We start from the raw sequence: 21427 nt of genomic DNA on the forward strand, positions 1-21427 counted from the left end.
CCGGACTGACTTTCAAGGGCGCCGTTCAGGTTAGCCGTTACGGCTGGGCGACAAAGCCTACGGCTTCGTAGACTTTTTTCAGCGTTTCCTGCGCCTGAGCGCGAGCTTTCACCGCGCCGTCACGCATAACCTGCTCCAGGAAAGCCTCATCATTGCGATAACGATGATAGCGCTCCTGCAGCTCGCTCAGCATCCCGGAAACCGCATCGGCTACCGCGCCTTTCAGGTGCCCGTACATCTGGCCTTCAAACTGCTTTTCCAGATCGGGAATGCTGGTGCCGGTGACGCCGGACAGGATATCCAACAGGTTAGAAACGCCCGCTTTGTTTTTTACGTCATAGCGCACGACCGGCGGCTCGTCGCCATCGGTCATGGCGCGCTTAATCTTCTTGACCACCGACTTCGGATCTTCCAGCAGGCCGATCACGTTGTTGCGGTTATCGTCCGACTTGGACATCTTTTTGGTCGGCTCCAGCAGCGACATGACGCGCGCGCCGGATTTCGGAATAAACGGCTCCGGCACCTTAAACACATCGCCATAGAGCGCATTGAAACGCGCGGCCACGTCGCGGCTCAGCTCCAGATGCTGCTTCTGATCTTCGCCAACGGGCACCTGCGTGGTCTGGTAAAGCAGGATATCCGCCGCCATCAGCACCGGATAATCGAACAGGCCCGCGTTGATGTTCTCTTCATAGCGTGCGGATTTGTCCTTGAACTGCGTCATGCGGCTCAGCTCGCCGAAATAGGTATAGCAGTTCAGGATCCAGCTCAGCTGCGTGTGCTCCGGCACGTGCGACTGCACGAAGATAGTGCTTTTCTGGGGATCGATGCCGCAGGCCAGATAGAGCGCCAGCGTATCCAGGGTCGCTTTACGCAGCGCAGCCGGATCCTGACGTACCGTAATGGCATGAAGATCGACAATGCAGTAAATGCAGTTGTAGTCGTCCTGCATGCTGACCCACTGACGCAACGCTCCCATATAGTTACCGATGGTCAGTTCGCCGGAAGGCTGCGCGCCGCTAAATACGATGGGTTTCATCTTTTTCGTCCTGGTCGTTACAGCCCTAATGCGGGCAACAAATCGTTAAAATGGTCAAGCACCAGCGTCGGCTGGCTGCTCGCAATCGGCTCGCCGTAGTTATAGCCGTAGGTCAGCCCTACGCAGGGCGTGCCCGCCGCTTTCGCCGCCTGAATATCGTTGCGGGAATCGCCCACGAACAGCAGTTCGCCGGGCAGCAGGCCAAACTTGCCCAGCACCAGAAACAGCGGGGCCGGATGCGGTTTTTTCGCCGTCACGTCGTCGCCGCCGATAATCAGCGAAAAGCAGTCGTCAATGCCGAGCGAGGCCAGCAAAGGCGCGACAAACGGCGTCGGCTTGTTGGTCACGATAGCCATCGGCATCCCGGTGGCCGCCAGTTTTTGCAGGCCTTCTTTCACGCCGGGGAAGAGTTTACTGCCGCTTTCGACAACGACAGCATAATGCTTATCAAGCAGCACCCGCGCGTCGCGCAGCAGATCGCTTTCCGGCGCGTGTCCCAGCGCCCAGGTCAGCGCGCGTTCAATCAGCACGTCCGCGCCGTTGCCAATCCAGGTGGAGACGCGCGCCAGACCCGCCGCCGGAAGGTTGAGCGACTGCAAAGCGGCGTCTACCGCGCTGGTCAGGCCCGGCGCGCTGTCGGTCAGCGTGCCGTCAAGATCGAACGCCAGCGCGCGAATATCAGTGAAATGAGCCATGACGAGATTTCTCCAGTTCCGTGCGCATATCATCAATGACTTTTTTATAGTCAGGCTGATTGAAAATAGCGGATCCGGCCACGAACATATCGGCGCCGGCCGCGGCGATTTCGCCGATGTTTTCTGTCTTCACGCCGCCGTCCACTTCCAGGCGAATATCGTAGCCGCTTTGGTCGATTAGCTTACGGGCCTGGCGCAGCTTGTCCAGCGTGCCGGGAATAAACGACTGACCGCCGAAGCCCGGGTTAACGGACATGATCAGCACCACGTCGATTTTGTCCATAACGTAGTCCAGATAGCTGAGCGACGTGGCCGGGTTAAACACCAGCCCTGCTTTACAGCCATGCTCTCTGATCAGCTGTAGCGTGCGGTCAACATGCTCGGACGCTTCCGGGTGGAAGGTGATATAGCTGGCGCCAGCCTTGGCAAAATCGGGGATCAGGCGATCGACCGGTTTCACCATCAGGTGCACATCGATCGGGGCGGTAATGCCGTAATCACGCAGCGCTTTCAGCACCATCGGCCCCATAGTCAGATTGGGCACGTAGTGATTATCCATGACGTCGAAATGCACGACATCGCCACCGGCAGCCAGCGCTTTGGCCGTGTCTTCGCCCAGGCGAGCAAAGTCTGCAGACAGAATTGACGGAGCGAGCAAAAACTTTTTCATCCATTTCTCCCAATTTAGCGCGCCTGGCGACAGGCACGTAGTGCTGTTGAGGATCAGTCGCTGCTAAACAGCGCCAGCAGCTCGTTGACCTGCAAACGCCCGCTGCCGCTGCGGCTGATCGAGCGACGAGCTTTAATCTGATGCAGCTGCGCGGCCTGATACCACTCGCGGGTCAGCGGCGTATCGTGATTGGAGATCAGTACCGGAATACGGCTTTCACGCGCCAGCTTCTCCGCCAGCTCCGCCAGGTGCTGCTGCTGCGCCAGGCTAAAGCTGTTGGTGTGGTAAGCGGTGAAATTTGCCGTGGCCGACAGCGGCGCATAGGGCGGATCGCAGTAGACCACCGATCCCGGCTCCGCCCGACCCAGCGTATCAGCGTATGATTCGCAGATAAAGGTGGCGTTTTGCGACCGCTCGGAGAACCAGTACAGCTCATCCTGAGGAAAATAGGGTTTGCGGTAGCGGCCAAAAGGTACGTTAAACTCGCCGCTTAAATTGTAGCGGCACAGTCCATTGTAGCAGTGGCGGTTAAGGTACAAAAACAGCACGCTGCGGCGCCAGGCATCAGTAGATCGATTAAACTCCAGCCGGCGAGCGTAGTAGAACTCAGCGTCGTTGCTTTCGGTCGTGAACAGCTGGCTGGCATCCGCCACAAACTCGTCCACGCGATCTCTTACCACGTTGTACAGGTTGATCAAATCTTTGTTGATATCCGCCAGCACGTAGCGCGAGAAATGCGTATTGAGGAATACGGACCCTGCGCCAACGAAGGGTTCAATCAGGCAATCCCCTTCCGGCAGGTGACGCTGGATATCGTTAAGCAGCGGGAACTTGCCGCCCGCCCATTTTAAAAAAGCGCGATTTTTTTTCATGCCGTCGTTTTATTACACTTACTCTTCTGGCTGCGGTTACACCGACAGCATATCTGCGCTTTAAATTACCAGCCCGCATAACGCGGGCTGGCAGAGAACATCGTCAGGCTCAATAGCCGTTAATTTGCTGACTCTTTTTTCACCTGGCTGACAGGTTTCACCCAGGGGTTTTTCGCCTGCACCTCTGACGGCAGCGAAGCTACCGCGCGTTTTGCATCTGCCGGCGTGGCGTAAGCGCCGCTTACCAGTACGTACCAGGGCTGGCCGTTGCGCGTGGTTTTATACACGTGATAGCCGCTCAGGTTCTGCTTTTTCGCCCAGGCGTTAAGCGTATCGGGACGCGAAGCGCTGCTCAGCTGCAACGTATAGTTGCCGCCGGTTACCGCAGCAGGCGCGGCTACCGGCGCGCTGTGGCTCTCTTTCGCGACCGGTTTCGCCGCCGCAGGTTTGTGCGTGGCGGGTCTGGTGTGCTGCTGAGGCGCGGCAGGCTGACGCGTAGCCGAACGTGCAGGCGCAGGCTGAGACGTCTGCGGCGCGGTGACCGGTTTGCCAGCAGTGCCGCCGCCCGCAACGGTCGCCGGTGCCAGCGGCAGCGAGCTGCCCTGCATATCCGTGCTGGCCGCATCCACCTGATTCTGCTGGTTAGAGAGCGCGCTATTGAGATCGCCCGGCAGCTCGACGCGCTGTTGGCCCGCCGGGGTCTGCACGGGCTGCGCTTCGGTCGGCGTGGAGGCGACCGGCGGGGCACTCAGTTCCTGAGGTGCATTACCGGATGCGGCTGAGCCCTCGGCAGGCTGCCCGCCCGCGCCAGAGGCGCTTGCATCAGCGCCAGGCTGCTGCGCGCCGCTCTGTCCGCTCATGGAAGAAGAGCCGGTCAGATCGATATTTTTATCGCTGCCGCCGGAGGTGGCCGGCGTCTGGGCGGCTTTTTTATCGCCGCTGTCCGACGAGTTCAGCGTTGAACCGATGCCAAGCACGATCAGCAGCAGCACCAGCACGCCTACCCCCATCATCAGATGCTGGCGTGATACCGGCACCTTAGGGGCAGAGGACGTTTTTCGCGCTCGCTGTGGACGGCGATCGCTGGTATCAGGCTTTAACTCATCTTCCGGTTTAAAATCGTCCATTTCACCTCCTCCGGTAAAGCAGCCGCGCCGCTTTACGTGTACGCCAGTAGTTAACTAACGGCTCAGGCCGGTTTCTGACAGTCGTTAATCGCTGCCAGCACCGTATCATGCGCAACGCCGCCGCGCACGCAGGCCTGTCCTAAAGCCAGCGGCAGCACCAGACGCAGCTCGCCCGCCAGCACTTTTTTATCACGCAGCATATGCGGCAGATAATCCGTCGCCGCCATGCTCTCCGGGCCGTGCACCGGCAGTCCGGCACGCTGCAGCAGGCTGATGATCCTGTCGGTATCGCCAGCGGAAAACTCGCCCAGCCGCTCTGCGGTACGCGCGGCCATCACCATGCCGGCCGCCACGGCCTCGCCATGCAGCCAGTTACCGTAGCCCATATGCGCTTCGATGGCGTGTCCGTAAGTGTGGCCCAGATTCAGCAACGCGCGCTGCCCCATTTCGCGCTCGTCGGCGGCGACGACCTCGGCTTTCAGCTCGCAGCAGCGGCGAATACAGTAGGCCATCGCCTTGCCGTCCAGCGCCAGCAGCGCATCCAGGTTAGCTTCCAGCCAGCAGAAGAACTCACCGTCGAGGATGATGCCGTATTTGATCACTTCCGCAAGACCTGACGCCAGCTCGCGAGCGGGCAGGCTGCTCAGGCAGTTGATATCGATCACTACCGAAGCCGGCTGATAGAACGCGCCGATCATGTTCTTGCCAAGGGGATGATTAACGGCCGTTTTGCCGCCAACGGAGGAGTCCACCTGCGACAGCAGCGTGGTAGGAACCTGAATAAACCGCACGCCGCGCTGGTAGCTGGCCGCCGCGAAACCGGTCAGATCGCCAATCACGCCGCCGCCCAGGGCAATCAGCGTGGTATCGCGACCGTGCGGTTTTTCCAGCAGCGCGGTAAAGACCCGATCCATCACCGCCAGCGTTTTGTGCTGCTCGCCATCGGGCAGGATCACCTGGTCCACTTCTATACCAGCGCTTTCCAGCCGCTGACGAACAGGTTGAAGATAAAGCGGTGCCAGCGTGTCGTTAGTGACCAGCATTGCCCGCTCGCCCGCCTTAAGCGGCCAAAAAGAAGCCGGATCGTTAAACAGTCCGGCAGCGATGGTAATGGGGTAACTGCGTTCCCCCAGAGTGACGGTAATCTTCTCCATGAAGCACTCCTTTTCGGCCCGCAGGCGGAGCAGAGCCGCTAGCTCTTTTCCAGCATGTTAATGATTTGATTTGCGACGACTTTAGCACTTTGGTCATCGGTACGAATGGTGACGTCAGCAATCTCTTCATACAGCGGATTACGTTCGTCCGCCAACGCTTCCAGCACTTCGCGCGGTGGAGAATCCACCTGCAGCAAAGGACGCTTTTTATCGCGCTGCGTACGAGCCAGCTGTTTTTCGATCGTGGTCTCCAGATAGACCACCACGCCGCGAGCGGAAAGACGGTTGCGTGTTTCGCGAGACTTAACGGAACCGCCGCCGGTCGCCAGGACAATGCCCTGCTTCTCGGTGAGTTCGTTAATGATCTTTTCTTCGCGATCGCGGAAGCCTTCTTCGCCTTCGACGTCGAACACCCAGCCCACATCCGCTCCGGTACGTCGCTCAATTTCTTGATCGGAATCGAAAAATTCCATATTGAGTTGCTGAGCTAACTGACGCCCAATAGTGCTTTTGCCGGCACCCATAGGCCCAACCAGAAAGATATTGCGTTTCTCTGCCATTTTTTCGGTATTACTAAGACAATTCGTTAATGATACCCCGTCCTACAGCGGACAGGACATGAACTGAAACCTCATGAGCGATAGTGCGAGAGTCAGAGGAAAATTATCTCAACACTGAAGGTGTTTTGGCAACCGATTAAATTGACCTTGCCCATTGCGCCCACAGCTGGCGCGTTCAGTCCGCTTCATTTATCACGCCGATGTCACAGCATCGGTTACGCCGGTTGCGCACGATAAAAAACGGGTAAATGCTTTTTCTTAAAGCCAAACCGAGGCCTGTAATTCAAAAATCGCTAAACCTTGTAAGCTAATTCCGCCCTTGCGTCAAACGCATATGGCTGCAATCCGCTAAAAAAGCACTCGCTCGCTCAGTTTGTTACAAAAAAGCTTTACTCGTCACGAATCAGTCTTGGGGTAATGAAGATCACCAGCTCACGTTTTTTTTGGCCGGTAGTCGCATGGCGAAAAAGCGCGCCCAACAGCGGTACAGAGCCAAGAAACGGCACCCGGCTCTGCCCTTTTGCGCGCTGCTGCTGGAAGATGCCGCCCAGCGCCAGCGTTTCACCATCTTTCAGCGTGACCTGGGTCTGGATCTCCTGTTTATCGATGGCGATATATTCGCCCTCGCCGCTGCGTACCGTACTGCCGGGCAGGTTCTGGCTGATATGCAGCTTTAGCATGATGCGGCCGTTCGGCTGCACGTAAGGCGTTACGTCCATGCCTAAGACCGCCTCCCTGAACTCCACGCTGGTTTTACCGTTGCTGCCGCTGGAGACCTCATAGGGAATTTCCGTGCCCTGCTTAATGCTGGCGGGCTGCTGATGCGAGGTGAACAGTCGGGGACTGGCGATAATCTCCAGTTTGTTTTCCTGCTCCAGCGCGTTCAGCTCCAGATCCAGCATCCTGCCGTTCAGGCGCGCCAGGGTAAAGCCTAAGGCCAGTGCGGGATTAGCCACCGGCAGATCAACGCGCAGCTGGCTGACCCGCAGCGCGCGGGCGATCTGCTCTTCGCCGCCCAGGCCCCAGCGCACGCCCAGCTCGCGCAGGCTCTCTTCGCTGAGGGTAACGATATGCGCGGCGAGTTCGACCTGCTCCAGCGGCGTATCCAATGCCGTGACCCAGCGCTGGATCTCGTTCAGCGCGGCTCGGGTGTCGCGCAGGATCAGGCTGTTGGTGCGTTTATCTACCGTCACGCTGCCGCGCGAACTCAGCAGCTTCGCCTGCGCGCTCTGCAGGCTGCCGTAGACTTTTTCCGCCTCTGCATAGCGCAGCGGCAACGCCAGCGTATCAAGCGGCAGCGCCTTTTCCGCCTCCTCCCGCTCAAGCGTTTGCCGTCGCTGCTGCTCTTCCTGCCAGCCCTGCGGGAAAACCAGCAGCACGTTGCCTTCTTTATTCACCTTCAGCTTCGCCAGGCGGGAAACCAGCGTCAGCGCCTGCTGCCAGCTGACCTCTTTTAAACGGACGGAAAGCCGTCCCTCGACGCCGGGCGCAACCAGCAAATTCAGCTGCTGATAGTCCGCCAGCGCCTGAAGAATTTGCCCGACAGGCGCGTCATCGAACGCCAGGGAAAGCGGCGCCGGGCTGCCCCGCAATGGCGTTGCCAGCCATAGCGGCAGCAGGAGAAGAACTTTCCACAGGCGAATGCGTTTCATAAAGGCTTCCTTGCAAGTTAATCCTTAAGGGCGCGCTGCACGGCGTGGCGGCCGCCAGCGTAATGCCCAGCGCGGTGACGTCCCGCAGCTGCCAGTAAGCGTCCGGCCAGCTCTGTGCAGCCCATAATTTACCGCTGCCGCTACGGGTCACCAGCAAGGCGCGGTAGTTCGCTGGCCGACCGATGATGCCGCGCAGCTGCGGCGGCGGCATGGGTAACAGGGAGTCACAAAGCATGTTTTCCGGCGGCGAAAAGGGATCGCGGGCCGCCAGCGCGCTACACCCCAGCAGCAGCGCAGCCACCAGTATTACCGGGCGTTTTAGCCAATCTTTTAAAAAGGCACTAGCGTTCATATTGCACCACCAGATTTAACCGCAGCTGTTCATCCACCCGCTTCAGGCTGAACTGCGCCAGCCTGACGGCGGGTTGCCGCTCGCTCAGATAGCGAAACGCGGACTGCAGCTGCGGCCAGCTAAGCAGCAGGGTTAATTCGCCGCCCTGAGGCGTTGGCTGCCAGCCCTGTAAACGGTTGCCCGCCGCCTCGCTCAGCTGTAGCCACGAGAAAGGCCGCGCCGCCCCAGGCCGTAACGCCAGTTGCAGGCCAGCGATATCCGCTTCGGCTTCGTGCAGCGAGCTTCGCTGTTGCAAATTGCGCAGCAGCAGCCGATAGCGCTTGTGCTCCTGTTGCCGCTGCTGCGCCACCTGTAAAGCCTGCTGCTGAAGAGGCCGCAGCCAGACCTGGCGTACCATCAGCGCGCCCGTGATAAAGCAGAACACCAGCAACAGCAGCCTTAGCCAGAACGGCAAAGCGAGCCAGCGATGCAGCAGAACGCTACTCATGTTCCTGTTCCGGCAGCGTGGCCTCCAGGCTGAAGCGGATAATGCCCTTTCCGTCGCGGCTGAGCCTGCCGGTGTTGACCTGTTGAAACAGGTGAAACCGCTCTAACTGCTGACGAAACGCCTCAACTTCAGCCAGCCGCAGGCAAAATCCGGTGACGGTCAGACTCTGCGCGGTTTTGCTGATTTCGCTCAGCCAGAGCGCCGCTGGCAGGGTTGCGGCCAGGTCACGCGTAAATGCCTGCCACTCGCGCAGGCGCGCCTGCCTGCCTTCACTGATGGCCAGCGCGCGTCGAAGCGTATCGCGCCGGGCTTCCAGACGAGCCAGGCGAGCGCTGAGCCTGTCGAGCTGGTCGTTAGTCTCTTTCAGCCAGCGCAAGCCGGTCTGCTGCCGCTTGCCGAGCGTCTGCTGCTCCAGCAAGGGCATCGTCAGCGCGAGCAACAGAACCAGTAGCGCCATAAGCAACAGGCCGTCGCGGCGCAGCTGTTGACGCTGCCGCTGCTGACGCCAGGGAAGAAAATTTACCCAGACCATCAGGCGTCCTCCGGCCGCAGCGCCAGCCCGGCGGCCAGCGCAAAAGCGCCGCTGTACGCGGGCAACGGCAGCGACTTAAAAGCGAAAGCCGCCAGCGGCTCCAGCCACAGCGCATCGGCAGGCAGCGCTTCCGGCAAGGCCGAGCTATAGTAAAGCGTGGCCGCATCGGCGAGGTATTTTTCGCGCAGCGCCGCCAGGTTGGCCGCTTCATCAGCGGGACACCACCCCCATGGCGGCTGTAGCCGCGCGCCAAACCAGAGCCAGTGGTCGGGTAAACGGTGCACCAGCACGGCATCCGGGCTGAGCCGCAGGCTTTGCGCCAGCGCAAACAGCGCGGCCGGGGCCAGCTCCAGCACCCGAGGGTTGAGTCCCGCCGTCTTCAGCATCGATAGCCAGTCATGAACCGCGTCCCGACGGGCGGCGGTCAGCCACAGCTGCCCGCTGTCGGCAGCTGCCTGGCGGTAGTCAAGCGCAAGTTTTTCAGGCTCTATCGGAAAAAATCGCTTCGCCGCGGCCGCGATATAGCTGCTACGCTCTGGTTCACGCAGTGAGGTTTGCGGCAGCGCCAGCGCGTGCTGCAACGCCAGCCGGGCGGGAAAGCCGACGCGCAGCGAGATCTGCCGCGGCAGCCGTTTTCGCCACTGTCGCAGCAGGGGAATAAGCGGGTCGGGCCGTTGCACCAGCCCGTTGGTTAACGTATCGTGCGGCAGCGCATGTTGCCACCAGTGGCGCAGTTGCCAGCCGTTACGACGGTATTGAATACCCAGGGCGCAAAGCTGTCCGTTCTGAATATCCAGGCCGACTTGCCATGTCTGAAATGCCATTTCGCGCGGTCTCCCTGCTCAGTAGAAAAATGATGTATCCAGGCCTCTGGCTTGCCTTTATACTACCGCGCGATTGTTTATAAACTGTCCAGGCGACTTAAGATGGAAAATATCAGGTGAAGTTCGTAAAGTATTTTTTGATCCTTGCAGTGTGTTGCATTTTGTTGGGAGCCGGCTCGATTTATGGTCTGTATCAGTACATACAGCCGCAGCTGCCCGACGTCGCCACGCTGAAAGATGTCCGGCTGCAAACGCCCATGCAGGTCTACAGCGCGGATAACGAGCTGATTGCTCAATACGGCGAAAAGCGCCGCATCCCGTTAAAGCTTGGGCAGATCCCGCCCGTCATGGTCAAGGCCTTTATCGCTACCGAAGACAGCCGCTTTTATGAGCATCACGGTATCGATCCTATCGGCATTTTCCGCGCGGTAAGCATTGCGCTGGTTTCCGGCCACGCTTCCCAGGGCGCCAGTACCATCACGCAGCAGCTGGCCCGTAACTTTTTCCTCAGCCCCGAGCGTACGCTGATGCGTAAAATCAAGGAGGCTTTTCTCGCCATTCGCATTGAGCAAATGATGAGCAAAGACGAAATCCTTGAGCTTTACCTGAACAAAATCTATCTGGGCTACCGCGCCTACGGCGTGGGCGCTGCCGCACAGGTCTATTTCGGCAAAAATGTCGATCAACTCTCGCTGGGCGAGATGGCGATGATCGCCGGTCTGCCTAAAGCGCCATCGACCTTTAACCCGCTTTATTCCCCTACGCGCGCGCTGTCTCGTCGCAACGTCGTGCTCAGCCGCATGCTGGATCAGAATTACATTACGCAGGCGCAGTATGACGAAGCGCGCCTTTCGCCGCTGGAAGCGCACTATCACGCGCCGGAAATCGCCTTCTCCGCCCCTTATCTGACCGAGATGGTGCGTCAGGAGATGGTGAAACGCTACGGCGACAACGCGTATAACGACGGCTTTAAAGTCACCACGACCATTACCCGTAAATTACAGCTGGGCGCGCAGAAAGCGTTGCAGGACAACGTGCTGAATTACGATATGCGTCATGGCTACCGCGGCCCGGCCAACGTGCTGTGGAAAGTCGGCCAGACCGCCTGGGGCCGTACGGAGATCCTGAAAACGCTGAAGGCGCTGCCGGTTTACGGCCCGCTCTTCCCGGCGGTGGTAACCGAAGCCAACCGCGAAGAAGCCACGGTACTGATGCGCGACGGCAGCAGCGTGACGCTGAACCTGGCTGGCGTACGCTGGGCGCGGCCTTATAAATCCGATACCGTCCAGGGCCGCACGCCGACTTCCGTGACCGAAGTGGTGCAGCCGGGCCAGCAGATTTGGGTTCGCCAGATGGATACCGGCTGGTGGCTGGCGCAGGTGCCGGACGTTAACTCGTCGCTGGTTTCGCTGGATCCGCACAACGGCGCCGTTCGCGCACTGGTAGGCGGTTTCGACTTTAACCTGAGCAAATTTAACCGCGCGACCCAGGCGCTGCGCCAGGTAGGCTCGAACATCAAGCCGTTCCTGTATACCGCAGCGATGGATCGCGGGCTGACGCTGGCCTCTATCCTGAACGACGTGCCGATCTCCCGCTGGGATGCCGGCTCGGGCGCCGACTGGCGGCCAAAAAACTCACCGGCGACCTACGACGGCCCGATCCGCCTGCGTCAGGGGCTGGGTCAGTCCAAGAACGTGGTCATGGTGCGCGCTATGCGTGCGATGGGCGTTGATTACGCCGCGCAGTATCTGCAACGCTTTGGCTTCCCGGCGCAGAATATCGTGCACACCGAATCGCTGGCGCTTGGCTCCGCTTCGTTTACGCCATTGCAGATGGTGCGCGGCTATTCGGTGATGGCCAACGGCGGCTTCCTGGTCGATCCTTTCTTTATCAGCAAGATCGAGGATGAACAGGGCAATACGCTGTTTGAAGCCAGGCCGAAAGTAGCCTGCCCGGAATGCAATCTGCCGGTGATTTACGGCGAGACGCAGAAAGCGGTAGCGCTGAATGAAGACAGCGTGGAAAACCCGACGGTATCGCAGCAGGGCGGCAACGCAGTCGTTCCGCAGCCGCAGCTGGAGCAGGTTTCCCAGCCGCCACAGCAGGATGAACAGTACGCGCCGCACGTGATCAACACGCCGCTCTCTTTCCTGATCAAAAGCGCGATGAACTCCAATATCTTTGGCGAACCGGGCTGGATGGGCACCGGCTGGCGCGCAGGACGCGATCTGAAGCGCAACGATATCGGCGGTAAAACGGGCACCACCAACAGCTCGAAAGACGCCTGGTTCTCAGGCTATGGTCCGGGCGTGGTGACCTCTGTGTGGATCGGCTTTGACGATCACCGCCGCGATTTGGGCCGAACGACCGCTTCCGGCGCGATTAAAGATCAGATTTCAGGCTATGAAGGCGGCGCGAAGAGCGCTCAGCCAGCGTGGGACGACTACATGAAGGTCGCGCTGGATGGCGTACCGGTGCAGCCGCTGACGCCGCCTGAAGGCGTGGTTACCGTCACCATCGATCGCCGTACCGGCAAGCTGGCCAACGGCGGCGGCAATACCCGTCAGGAGTACTTTATCAACGGCACACAGCCGACCGAGTATTCCGTCCATGATGTCGGCACCACGCTGATGGACAACGGCGAAAGCCACGAGCTGTTCTGATGCCGGGCCCTGTCGCCCGTGCCTGATGGCCACAAAAAAAGCCCGGTTTTTACCGGGCTTTTCTTTGGAATGCTGTCGCGTTTTTAGTAGCTCAGCCGCCCCTGGCGAATTAACCACTCCCGCACCATAAACAGCGCACTGACGTTGCGCGCCTCGCAAAAATCAGGCTCCTGCAGCAGCGCCATCAGGTTATCCAACGGCCAGCGAACCTGCGGCAGCGGTTCCGGCTCGTCGCCTTCCAGCCGCTCTTCGTAAAGATCTTCCGCCACGATGATATTCATCTTGCTGGAAAAATAGGACGGCGCCATGGTGAGCTTGCCCAGCCATTCCTGCTGACGTGCGCCAAAACCTACCTCTTCCTTCAGCTCGCGGTTGGCGGCTTCCGCAGGCGTTTCGCCCGGATCGATCAGGCCTTTAGGGAACCCCAGCTCATAATTTTCCAGTCCGACGGCATATTCCCGGATAAGAATAAGATGGTTGTCCACAATGGGGACGATCATCACGGCTTCACGTTCAGTGGGTTTCATTCGCTCATAAACGCGCTCAGCACCGTTGCTGAACACTAAATCCACGGCCTCCACGGTAAACAGACGCGACCGCGCGACGGTTTCAACATTCAGGATTTTGGGTTTTTGCAGTTGTCCGGTCATAGTGGCCCCAGGGAAAAGCCAAAAAAATGAGCGTAATAGCTCGCCAGTCGCGGTAAATTTACCGACAGTTACGCTATTGTGCGGCAGTGAAAGAAGGTTGCCAATCAGCGCATGAATTATTTTACACCGTTATAACAAATCCACCCGTAAGTAATTAAAAAGTTTTAAAAAAGTCAATGCGTGTTTTACAAAATAAGAATATACCGATATTGCTACGGCCTATGGCTTGTTACCATCTCGGTCGGGGCTAATCTACTATTATTCTAATTTTATGATTTTGCGCGTTATTTTATTAAACTTCGCGGATTGCCAGCGCTGCCTGAAGCCGTCACAATATCGATATAACTATGATTCAGGCCGGTAATTTCCAGCACAATGGCAGGAGCAGGATGGCAGGGAGAAAAGCATGAGCACAATAGTCATTATATTGGCTGTAATGCTGGCCTGTTCACTCGGAGCGGGTTGTTTTTTCTGGTACGCTATGCGGCATCGCCCGCCGTTGGCGAAACCGCTGCCATTCATTAGTCCGCCTTTTCGCAAGCTGAGCGACGACGAGCGTAAAGCCGTTGAACGCTACATCGGCTCTTTAGCGAAGCACCGCAGCATTCCGCTTCCCGGCGGCAATACACATGCAAACGATAATCTGGCGCTAACCTCGCAAAGCAGCAACGTCTATCCGGTTACCCGCTCTATTACCCGCTACGGCCTTTCCACCGACGATCCGCACAAATGGCGTTACTATCTGGATGCGGTTGAAGTGCATCTGCCGCCGCTGTGGGAACAGTACATCGCCGAAGAAAATTACGTCGAGCTGATCAAAACGCAAACTATTCCGCTGGTGGTTTCGCTCAACGGGCATTCGCTGGTCAACTACGTTTACGAGCCGCCTGCGCTGGGGACGGTAACGCGGCCTGCGGCGCAAAACGCCTCGATCAGAAAAGAAGAAAGCGAAAACATTGAGCTGCTTAGCGTGCGTAAAGAGACGCCTGAAGAGTATATGCTCAGCCGTCCCGACGGCACGCGCGAGGCGGTAGCTATCAGCCTGGGGCTGCTGCTGCTCTTTTTTAGCCTGATTAGCCCGGCGGTAATGATGCCGTGGCTGGTGGTCACCGCGCTGGTCATTATCCTTATCAGCGCCTGGTCGCTCTGGCGGCGGCCAGGCGAGAAAGACCTGCGGGAAATCCACTGCCTGCGCGGCGCGCCCAAACGCTGGGGTCTGTTCGGCGAATCCAACCAGGGCCAGGTCAGCAATATTTCACTCGGCATTATCGATCTGATCTATCCTCCCCACTGGCAGCCTTACGTGGCGCACGATTTAGGCCAGCCTACCGAAGTGGATATCTATCTTAACCGTCAGGTCGTGCGTCAGGGCCGCTTTCTGTCACTACAGGATGAAGTCCGCAATTTCCCTATTCATCGCTGGCGCAAAAACCTGGTGCTGGCTACGGGTTCGCTGCTGGTGCTGGTGCTGCTGGTTTTTCTGGTGCCGCTAAGTATGCCGCTCAAGCTAAGCATCGCCTGGCTGAAAGGCACCGAAAGCGTCCAGGTGCACAGCGTGGGCGATCTGGAAAACGTTGCCTTGCGCATCGGCGACTCCCTTAAAGTCAGCGGTGAAGGCATGTGTTCAGTCCCGGCGACCTATCAGGGCAACCGCAGCTACGCGTTTATGCCTTTCGACTGTTCGGCCGTCTACTGGAATAACGCCGCTCCCCTGCCCCAGCCGCAGTCGGATATTATCGATAAGGCTACCGCCCTGCTGAACACCACCAGCCTGCAGCTGCATCCACAGAACAGCACCGATCCCAAGCTTAATCCGCAGCTCGCCACGGCTATCCAAAAATCAGGCATGATCCTGCTGGATGACTTTTCCGATATCGTGCTGAAAACGCAGGATCTGTGCAGCCAGGAGCAGGACTGCGTCAGGCTGAAAAACGCGCTGGTCAACCTTGGCAACGCTAAAGACTGGGAAACGCTGGTGCGTCGGGCGGACTCTGGCGCGCTGGCCGGCACCAATGTGCTGCTGCGACCGGTCAGCGCCGAAGCGCTGGAAAACCTGGTTAACACCGCCACCTCTTCGTTTTTCTATCGGGAAACAAGACGCGCGGCGGAAGCGCTTAACAGCCCGCCGCCCGGCGGTTTTCTGATCCTCAGCGATGAAGGCCGCCAGCTGGTCAATCAGCAGGCGCCCGGCATCTCCCTGTTCGACTTCAACGCGCCCGACCAGTGGCCGGAATTACAGCGCCTGGCGGGCATGCTGCTGCACACGCCGTTTTCCGCCAGCGGCATCGTGACCAGCATTACCACCGACGCCAACGGCACGCGGCATATCGCGCTGCACAGCGAGCCGGATGCCACCCGACTGGGCCACTATCTCGGCACCACCCTGCTGCTACTGATCGTTGCCTTAAGCTTTATCTTTAACGGTCTGCTGGCCCTCAGACGTATTCATCTCAATCGCGTGCGCACCACGGCGATTCAGGACTATTACGATAAGTGTTTTAACCCCGCGCTAAGCACGCCGCAGACTATCCGACCGCTGTTCTGAGCCCGTCGGTTTTATGCTATTTTTAAGGTTATCGTCCTCTCTGCGCCATCCCGCATGACGCTCTCCGGCTTAAGCCGGAGAGGCACCTTGATTTCCGACAGGCAACCCATACATAGGGATATTCCCAAACAGGAGCAGCGATGAAAGAGAAATCCGCAGAAGCGGTTCGGCTCGATAAATGGCTGTGGGCCGCTCGCTTCTATAAAACCCGCGCGGTCGCACGTGAGATGATTGAAGGCGGCAAAGTGCACTACAACGGCCAGCGCAGCAAGCCGAGCAAGCTGGTGGAGCTGAACGCCCAGCTAACCTTACGCCAGGGCAATGATGAACGTACGATCATCGTTCTGGCAACGGGTGACCAGCGTCGTCCGGCCGCAGAAGCCCAGCAGATGTATGCCGAAACGGCTGAAAGTATTGAGAAGCGGGAAAAGATAGCGCTGGCGCGAAAAATGAACGCGTTGACTATGCCGCATCCTGACCGTCGCCCTGACAAAAAAGAGCGCCGGGACCTGATGAAATTTAAAAATTCTGGCGACGAATAAGCTTGCCACAACGAGAGAGAATTATGGCTCATCAAGACCAAATGCACCGTTATCTGTTTGAAAATTACGCCGTACGCGGCGAACTGGTGACGGTTTCCGACACCTGGCAGCAGATTATCAACGGTCACGATTACCCGCTGCCGGTACAGAAAGTGCTGGGCGAGCTGCTGGTCGCCACCAGCCTGCTGACCGCCACGCTGAAGTTCGACGGCGACATCACCGTGCAGCTTCAGGGCGACGGCCCGCTGAACCTGGCCGTGATCAACGGTAACAATCGTCAGGAAATGCGCGGCGTGGCCCGTGTTAACAGCGAGATCGCGCCGGACAGCAGCCTGAAAGAGATGGTCGGCAACGGCTACCTGGTGATCACCATCACGCCGGCCAAAGGCGAACGCTATCAGGGCGTGGTTGGGCTGGAAGGCGAAACCCTGGCCGAGTGTCTGGAAGACTACTTTATGCGTTCGGAGCAGCTGCCGACCCGCCTGTTTATCCGTACCGGCGAAGCGGAAGGCCAGGCTGGCGCAGGTGGTATTCTGCTGCAGGTTCTGCCCGCGCAGGACGCCAAAACAGAGGACTTCGAGCATCTGGCGACGCTGACCGACACCATTAAAACGGAAGAGCTGCTGGGCCTGCCGGCCAACGAAGTGCTGTGGCGACTGTATCATCAGGAAGAAGTCACGCTCTACGATCCGCAGGACGTGATCTTCCGCTGCACCTGTTCGCATGAACGCTGCGGTGAAGTTCTGCGCAGCCTGCCGGAAGAAGAAGTGAATGAGATCCTGGCCGAAGACGGCAAGATCGATATGCATTGCGACTACTGCGGCAGCCACTATATTTACGATGCTGTAGATATCGCAGCGATCCGCAACGACTCTGCCGCCGGCGACGAGCGCGTGCACTGATAATACTGCGCCGTCGCCAGGCGGCGCATCTCTCTGACCACCCTATGCCTTTTTACCGTAGTCATTCCGCAAAACCCTTACGCAAATGCATACGCTGAGGCGATAATAAGCGTTTCATGTGTCGCCTCTCATTTCTGCCTCCTGTTGCTTTTCCTCTGCCTTTAGCCGTGTAAACTGCGCGCGATCGCAATTTACACTTTATTAAGAATTTGATAACCACTACGGTTAACGGCACGTGATTTCCCTTCATCTGTAATTACAACCGACCCGACAAAGGAGCAGTAACATGCGTGACCTGACCCAGCAGGATCTCGTCGATTATGGCATCACGGACGTGGTTGAGATCCTTTACAACCCGGATTTCGACACGCTGTACAGGGAAGAAACGCGTCCCGAACTGAGCGGATATGAACGCGGTATCGAAACGCAATCCGGCGCGATTGCCGTCGATACCGGCATCTTTACCGGCCGTTCCCCCAAAGATAAATATATCGTGCGTGACGAGACAACTCGCGACACGCTGTGGTGGAACGATCAGGGCAAAGGCAAAAATGACAACCAGCCGCTTTCGCAGGAAATCTGGCAGGATCTGAAAGCCAAAGTCACCAAACAGCTCTCCGGCAAACGTCTTTTTGTTGTGGATGCCTGGTGCGGCGCTAACCCGGATACGCGTCTCAGCGTGCGTTTTATTACCGAAGTGGCCTGGCAGGCGCATTTCGTTAAGAACATGTTTATCCGGCCGGATGAGGCGGCGCTGGCCAGCTTTGAACCTGACTTTGTGGTGATGAACGGCGCGAAATGCACTAACCCCGACTGGCAACAGCAGGGGCTGCATTCCGAAAACTTTGTCGCGTTTAACCTGACCGAGCGCATCCAGCTGATTGGCGGCACCTGGTACGGCGGCGAGATGAAGAAAGGGCTGTTCGCCATTATGAACTATCTGCTGCCGCTGAAGGGTATCGCGTCGATGCATTGTTCGGCCAACGTTGGCGAAAAAGGCGATGTGGCGGTGTTTTTCGGCCTCTCCGGCACCGGCAAGACCACGCTGTCGACCGATCCAAACCGCCAGCTGATCGGCGACGATGAGCACGGCTGGGACGATGACGGCGTCTTTAACTTTGAAGGCGGCTGCTACGCCAAAACCATCAAGCTGTCTGAACAGGCGGAGCCGGAAATCTATCACGCTATTCGTCGCGATGCGCTGCTGGAAAACGTGGTGGTACGCGCCGACGGTTCGGTGGACTATGACGACGGCAGCAAGACCGAGAATACCCGCGTCTCCTACCCGATTTACCACATCGACAACATCGTGAAGCCCGTGTCGAAAGCGGGACACGCCCGTAAGGTGATCTTTCTGACGGCGGACGCTTTCGGCGTGCTGCCGCCGGTGTCGCGCCTGACGCCGGATCAGACGCAGTATCACTTTCTGTCGGGCTTTACCGCCAAGCTGGCCGGTACGGAGCGTGGCGTCACCGAACCGACGCCGACCTTTTCCGCCTGCTTTGGCGCGGCGTTCCTGACGCTGCATCCGACGCAATACGCCGAGGTGCTGGTAAAACGCATGGCGGCGGCGGGCGCGGAAGCTTATCTGGTCAATACCGGCTGGAACGGCAGCGGCAAACGTATTTCGCTGAAGGACACACGCGCCATTATCAACGCTATCCTCAGCGATGAGATTGCCGGGGCGGAAACCATCACGCTGCCGATCTTTAACCTGACGGTGCCGCTGGCGCTGCCAGGCGTGGACAGTGCGATCCTCGACCCGCGCAATACTTACGCCGATGCCGCACGGTGGGAAGAGAAAGCGCGCGACCTGGCGCAGCTGTTTATTACTAATTTTGATAAGTATACCGATACGGCCGCCGGTGCGGCGCTGGTATCCGCCGGCCCGCAGCTGTAGGCCAGGCGTGATAAAAAAGGCCGGATGTCTGACATCCGGCCTTTTTCATTGTTGCGGCTTATCCCGTCACGACCGCAGGCGCGGTGCTGGGCGGCAAAGGCAGCCAGGCGCGGATACATAATCCGCCCCGCTCGCTTTCGCCAATTTCCAGCGATCCCTGATGCGCATCGATAATGCGCTGCACGATCGCCAGCCCCAGCCCTGTACCGCTGGTGCTGCGGGCGCTGTCGCCGCGCACAAAAGGCTGAAGCAGGTGCTTAAGCTGCTCGGGCTTAATCCCCGGCCCGTCATCCTCTACCTGGAACCAGGCGCGCTGTAGCTCGCTGCCGCTGCTGACCTTGATCCAGCCGTTGCCATAGCGAGCGGCATTAACCACCAGATTGGCGACCGCGCGCTTGATCGACAACGGATTGATATCCAGCATCAGTTCCGTCGGCATTACCGCGTTCTCGATTTCCCGCTCGTAGCCGCTTTCCGCCGCCACGACCTCGCCCACCACGCTATTGAGATCCGCACGCTCGGTCTGCATCTCCTGCCCGGTACGCAGGTAGTCGATAAACTGCTCGATAATGGCGTTGCATTCTTCAATATCTTTGTTGATCGATTCCGCCAGGTAGCCGTCTTCCTGCGACATCATTTCAGTGGCCAGGCGAATACGCGTCAAAGGCGTGCGCAAATCGTGGCTGACGCCTGCCATCAACAGCGTGCGGTCGTCGGCCAGCTGCTTCACGCCTGCCGCCATCTGATTAAACGCCCGCGTCACCGATCGCACTTCAGACGCGCCGTATTCCCGCAGCGGCGGCGGAATAATGCCCTTGCCCACCTGAAGCGCGGCGTGCTCCAGCTCCACCAGCGGTCGGTTCTGGATGCGGATAAACAGCCATGCGCCGCCTATCGCCAGCAGCATAATCGCCAGCGTGTAGCGGAACAGCGGCGAGAAGTCGCCCTGATGAATTTCGGTCAGCGGCACCCGCACCCAGATATCGGGCGAAAGCCAGGTTTTCAGCCAGACAACCGGCGAATTTTTGTTTACTTCGACGCGTACGTCGGTTGGGCCGCCGAGCTGCTGCGCCATCTGCTGGCTGAGAAACTCGTAGTGTTGCGCCCAGCGTAATCCGCTCTCTTCCGCCGCCGCATTGGTATACAGCGAAATACCCAGCTCGCGATAGATTTCCCGGCGAAACGCTGGCGGCACTTCAAGCTGCGTGCCGTCCTCCAGCTGCAGCCTGTCGGTCATCAGCATTCGCACCTCATACGCCAGCACCTTATTAAACTGCTGCAGGCTGGGCAGAATGGCGAAATTCAGCACCACCAGATAGGTCGTCACCAGGCTGACAAACAGCAGGGTGACGATCAGCAGCAGCGTGCGGGCAAAGGAACTGCGGGGAGAGAAGCGGAGTCGCCTCATGCTTTACTGCCGTCCGGTACAAAGACGTAGCCTAAACCCCACACGGTCTGGATATAGCGCGGATGGGCCGGATCTTCTTCCACCATGCGGCGCAGACGGGAAATCTGCACGTCGATAGAACGCTCCATCGCGCTGTATTCGCGGCCGCGCGCCAGATTCATCAGCTTGTCGCGGGAAAGTGGCTCGCGCGGGTGGCTCACCAGCGCCTTCAGCACGGCGAATTCTCCGCTGGTCAGCGGCATCGGCTCGTCTTCGCGGAACATTTCGCGCGTGCCCAGGTTCAGCTTAAACTTGCCGAAAGCGATAACCGCTTCTTCCTGCGAAGGCGCGCCCGGCAGCTCGTTGGCCTGACGACGCAGCACGGCGCGGATACGGGCCAGCAGTTCGCGTGGGTTAAACGGTTTGGGAATATAGTCGTCGGCACCGATTTCCAGCCCTACGATACGATCCACTTCTTCCCCTTTCGCCGTGACCATAATGATCGGCATCGGGTTGCTCTGGCTACGCAGACGGCGGCAGATAGAAAGACCGTCTTCGCCCGGCAGCATCAGGTCCAGCACCATCAGGTGGAAGGATTCGCGGGTCAGCAGACGATCCATTTGTTCAGCGTTCGCGACGCTGCGCACCTGGAAACCCTGCTCGGTCAGATAACGTTCTAACAGCGCGCGCAAACGCATATCGTCATCCACGACCAGGATTTTGTAGTTTTCTTGCATTTCGATACTCCAAAGGCGCTATTGCCTGCGCCGGTATTCTTAAAAAAGATGCCTGAATGTAACAGTCAATAATGGTTTATATTCTAGCCGAAATTGTTACAAAGCATATTAAACAGCAGCTTATCTTTAATTTATCC

At 58.4% G+C, this 21427-nt stretch carries 20 protein-coding genes; 5 read left to right on the forward strand and 15 right to left on the reverse strand.

Annotation, left to right across the window (positions count from 1 at the left end; all coding sequences use genetic code 11):
• Positions 1–37: 37 nt before the first annotated feature.
• The 12 genes from trpS to pilM all read right to left on the reverse strand — a co-directional run bounded on the left by trpS (position 38) and on the right by pilM (position 9964).
• Complete coding sequence (trpS, locus tag QZH36_RS19215; protein WP_125289866.1) at positions 38–1039, reverse strand: tryptophan--tRNA ligase; 1002 nt, start codon at positions 1037–1039, stop codon at positions 38–40.
• A 17-nt stretch (positions 1040–1056) separates the two neighbouring features.
• The gene (locus tag QZH36_RS19220; RefSeq protein WP_253457655.1) at positions 1057–1734 is read right to left on the reverse strand and encodes a phosphoglycolate phosphatase; all 678 of its coding nucleotides are present in this window, start codon (positions 1732–1734) and stop codon (positions 1057–1059) included.
• The gene (rpe, locus tag QZH36_RS19225) at positions 1718–2404 is read right to left on the reverse strand and encodes a ribulose-phosphate 3-epimerase (RefSeq protein WP_125289868.1); all 687 of its coding nucleotides are present in this window, start codon (positions 2402–2404) and stop codon (positions 1718–1720) included. Before rpe ends, QZH36_RS19220 begins: the two co-directional genes overlap by 17 nt.
• Positions 2405–2457: 53 nt before the next feature.
• Positions 2458–3276, reverse strand: a complete 819-nt coding sequence (gene dam / locus QZH36_RS19230) for an adenine-specific DNA-methyltransferase (RefSeq protein ID WP_301730900.1) — start codon at positions 3274–3276, stop codon at positions 2458–2460.
• A gap of 119 nt (positions 3277–3395) precedes the next feature.
• On the reverse strand, positions 3396–4403 hold the full coding sequence (locus QZH36_RS19235; RefSeq protein ID WP_301251834.1) for an SPOR domain-containing protein: 1008 nt from the start codon (positions 4401–4403) through the stop codon (positions 3396–3398).
• Positions 4404–4465: 62 nt separating this feature from the next.
• A complete protein-coding gene (aroB, locus tag QZH36_RS19240) occupies positions 4466–5557 on the reverse strand; it encodes a 3-dehydroquinate synthase (RefSeq protein WP_253457647.1) in 1092 nt (363 codons plus the stop codon).
• Between the two features lie 38 nt (positions 5558–5595).
• Positions 5596–6117: a shikimate kinase AroK gene (gene aroK / locus QZH36_RS19245; protein WP_034934892.1), complete on the reverse strand. Its 522-nt coding sequence runs from the start codon at positions 6115–6117 to the stop codon at positions 5596–5598.
• Between the two features lie 389 nt (positions 6118–6506).
• On the reverse strand, positions 6507–7769 hold the full coding sequence (gene hofQ / locus QZH36_RS19250; RefSeq protein WP_253457643.1) for a DNA uptake porin HofQ: 1263 nt from the start codon (positions 7767–7769) through the stop codon (positions 6507–6509).
• Entirely contained in the window at positions 7669–8121 is a 453-nt protein-coding gene (locus QZH36_RS19255; RefSeq protein ID WP_301730901.1) for a hypothetical protein, read from the reverse strand. Before QZH36_RS19255 ends, hofQ begins: the two co-directional genes overlap by 101 nt.
• Complete coding sequence (locus QZH36_RS19260) at positions 8111–8608, reverse strand: HofO family protein (RefSeq protein WP_301730902.1); 498 nt, start codon at positions 8606–8608, stop codon at positions 8111–8113. The genes QZH36_RS19255 and QZH36_RS19260 overlap by 11 nt, the downstream gene beginning before the upstream one ends.
• Complete coding sequence (locus tag QZH36_RS19265) at positions 8601–9140, reverse strand: PilN domain-containing protein (RefSeq protein WP_301730903.1); 540 nt, start codon at positions 9138–9140, stop codon at positions 8601–8603. Before QZH36_RS19265 ends, QZH36_RS19260 begins: the two co-directional genes overlap by 8 nt.
• Positions 9140–9964 carry a pilus assembly protein PilM gene (gene pilM / locus QZH36_RS19270; protein ID WP_301730904.1) on the reverse strand — a complete coding sequence of 275 codons (825 nt, stop codon included), beginning with the start codon at positions 9962–9964 and terminating at the stop codon, positions 9140–9142. Before pilM ends, QZH36_RS19265 begins: the two co-directional genes overlap by 1 nt.
• Positions 9965–10080: 116 nt before the next feature.
• Here pilM and mrcA point away from each other — a divergent pair, with 116 nt between their 5' ends.
• Positions 10081–12627, forward strand: coding sequence for a peptidoglycan glycosyltransferase/peptidoglycan DD-transpeptidase MrcA (gene mrcA, locus QZH36_RS19275; RefSeq protein WP_253457629.1), 2547 nt, complete (start codon positions 10081–10083; stop codon positions 12625–12627).
• An 83-nt stretch (positions 12628–12710) separates the two neighbouring features.
• Here the strand turns inward: mrcA and nudE are convergent, their stop codons facing one another.
• Entirely contained in the window at positions 12711–13277 is a 567-nt protein-coding gene (gene nudE, locus QZH36_RS19280) for an ADP compounds hydrolase NudE (RefSeq protein ID WP_253457626.1), read from the reverse strand.
• A 406-nt stretch (positions 13278–13683) separates the two neighbouring features.
• On the opposite strand from nudE, the gene QZH36_RS19285 reads away from it, so the two are divergent.
• The 4 genes from QZH36_RS19285 (at position 13684) to pckA (ending at position 19166) form a co-directional block, all read left to right on the forward strand.
• Positions 13684–15822: an intracellular growth attenuator family protein gene (locus QZH36_RS19285; protein WP_301251841.1), complete on the forward strand. Its 2139-nt coding sequence runs from the start codon at positions 13684–13686 to the stop codon at positions 15820–15822.
• Positions 15823–15962: 140 nt separating this feature from the next.
• Positions 15963–16364 carry a ribosome-associated heat shock protein Hsp15 gene (hslR, locus tag QZH36_RS19290; RefSeq protein WP_301251843.1) on the forward strand — a complete coding sequence of 134 codons (402 nt, stop codon included), beginning with the start codon at positions 15963–15965 and terminating at the stop codon, positions 16362–16364.
• 23 nt (positions 16365–16387) lie between these two features.
• Positions 16388–17266: an Hsp33 family molecular chaperone HslO gene (gene hslO, locus QZH36_RS19295; RefSeq protein ID WP_253457617.1), complete on the forward strand. Its 879-nt coding sequence runs from the start codon at positions 16388–16390 to the stop codon at positions 17264–17266.
• Between the two features lie 286 nt (positions 17267–17552).
• Entirely contained in the window at positions 17553–19166 is a 1614-nt protein-coding gene (gene pckA, locus QZH36_RS19300; RefSeq protein ID WP_253457614.1) for a phosphoenolpyruvate carboxykinase (ATP), read from the forward strand.
• Positions 19167–19224: 58 nt separating this feature from the next.
• Here pckA and envZ read toward each other — a convergent pair whose 3' ends face one another.
• Positions 19225–20574, reverse strand: coding sequence for a two-component system sensor histidine kinase EnvZ (gene envZ / locus QZH36_RS19305; protein WP_253457611.1), 1350 nt, complete (start codon positions 20572–20574; stop codon positions 19225–19227).
• Positions 20571–21290, reverse strand: coding sequence for an osmolarity response regulator transcription factor OmpR (gene ompR, locus QZH36_RS19310; RefSeq protein ID WP_001157751.1), 720 nt, complete (start codon positions 21288–21290; stop codon positions 20571–20573). The genes envZ and ompR overlap by 4 nt, the downstream gene beginning before the upstream one ends.
• Between the last annotated feature and the right edge of the window lie 137 nt (positions 21291–21427).

This window comes from Erwinia wuhanensis, assembly GCF_030484085.1.
Taxonomy (GTDB): Bacteria; Pseudomonadota; Gammaproteobacteria; order Enterobacterales; family Enterobacteriaceae; genus Erwinia; species Erwinia aeris.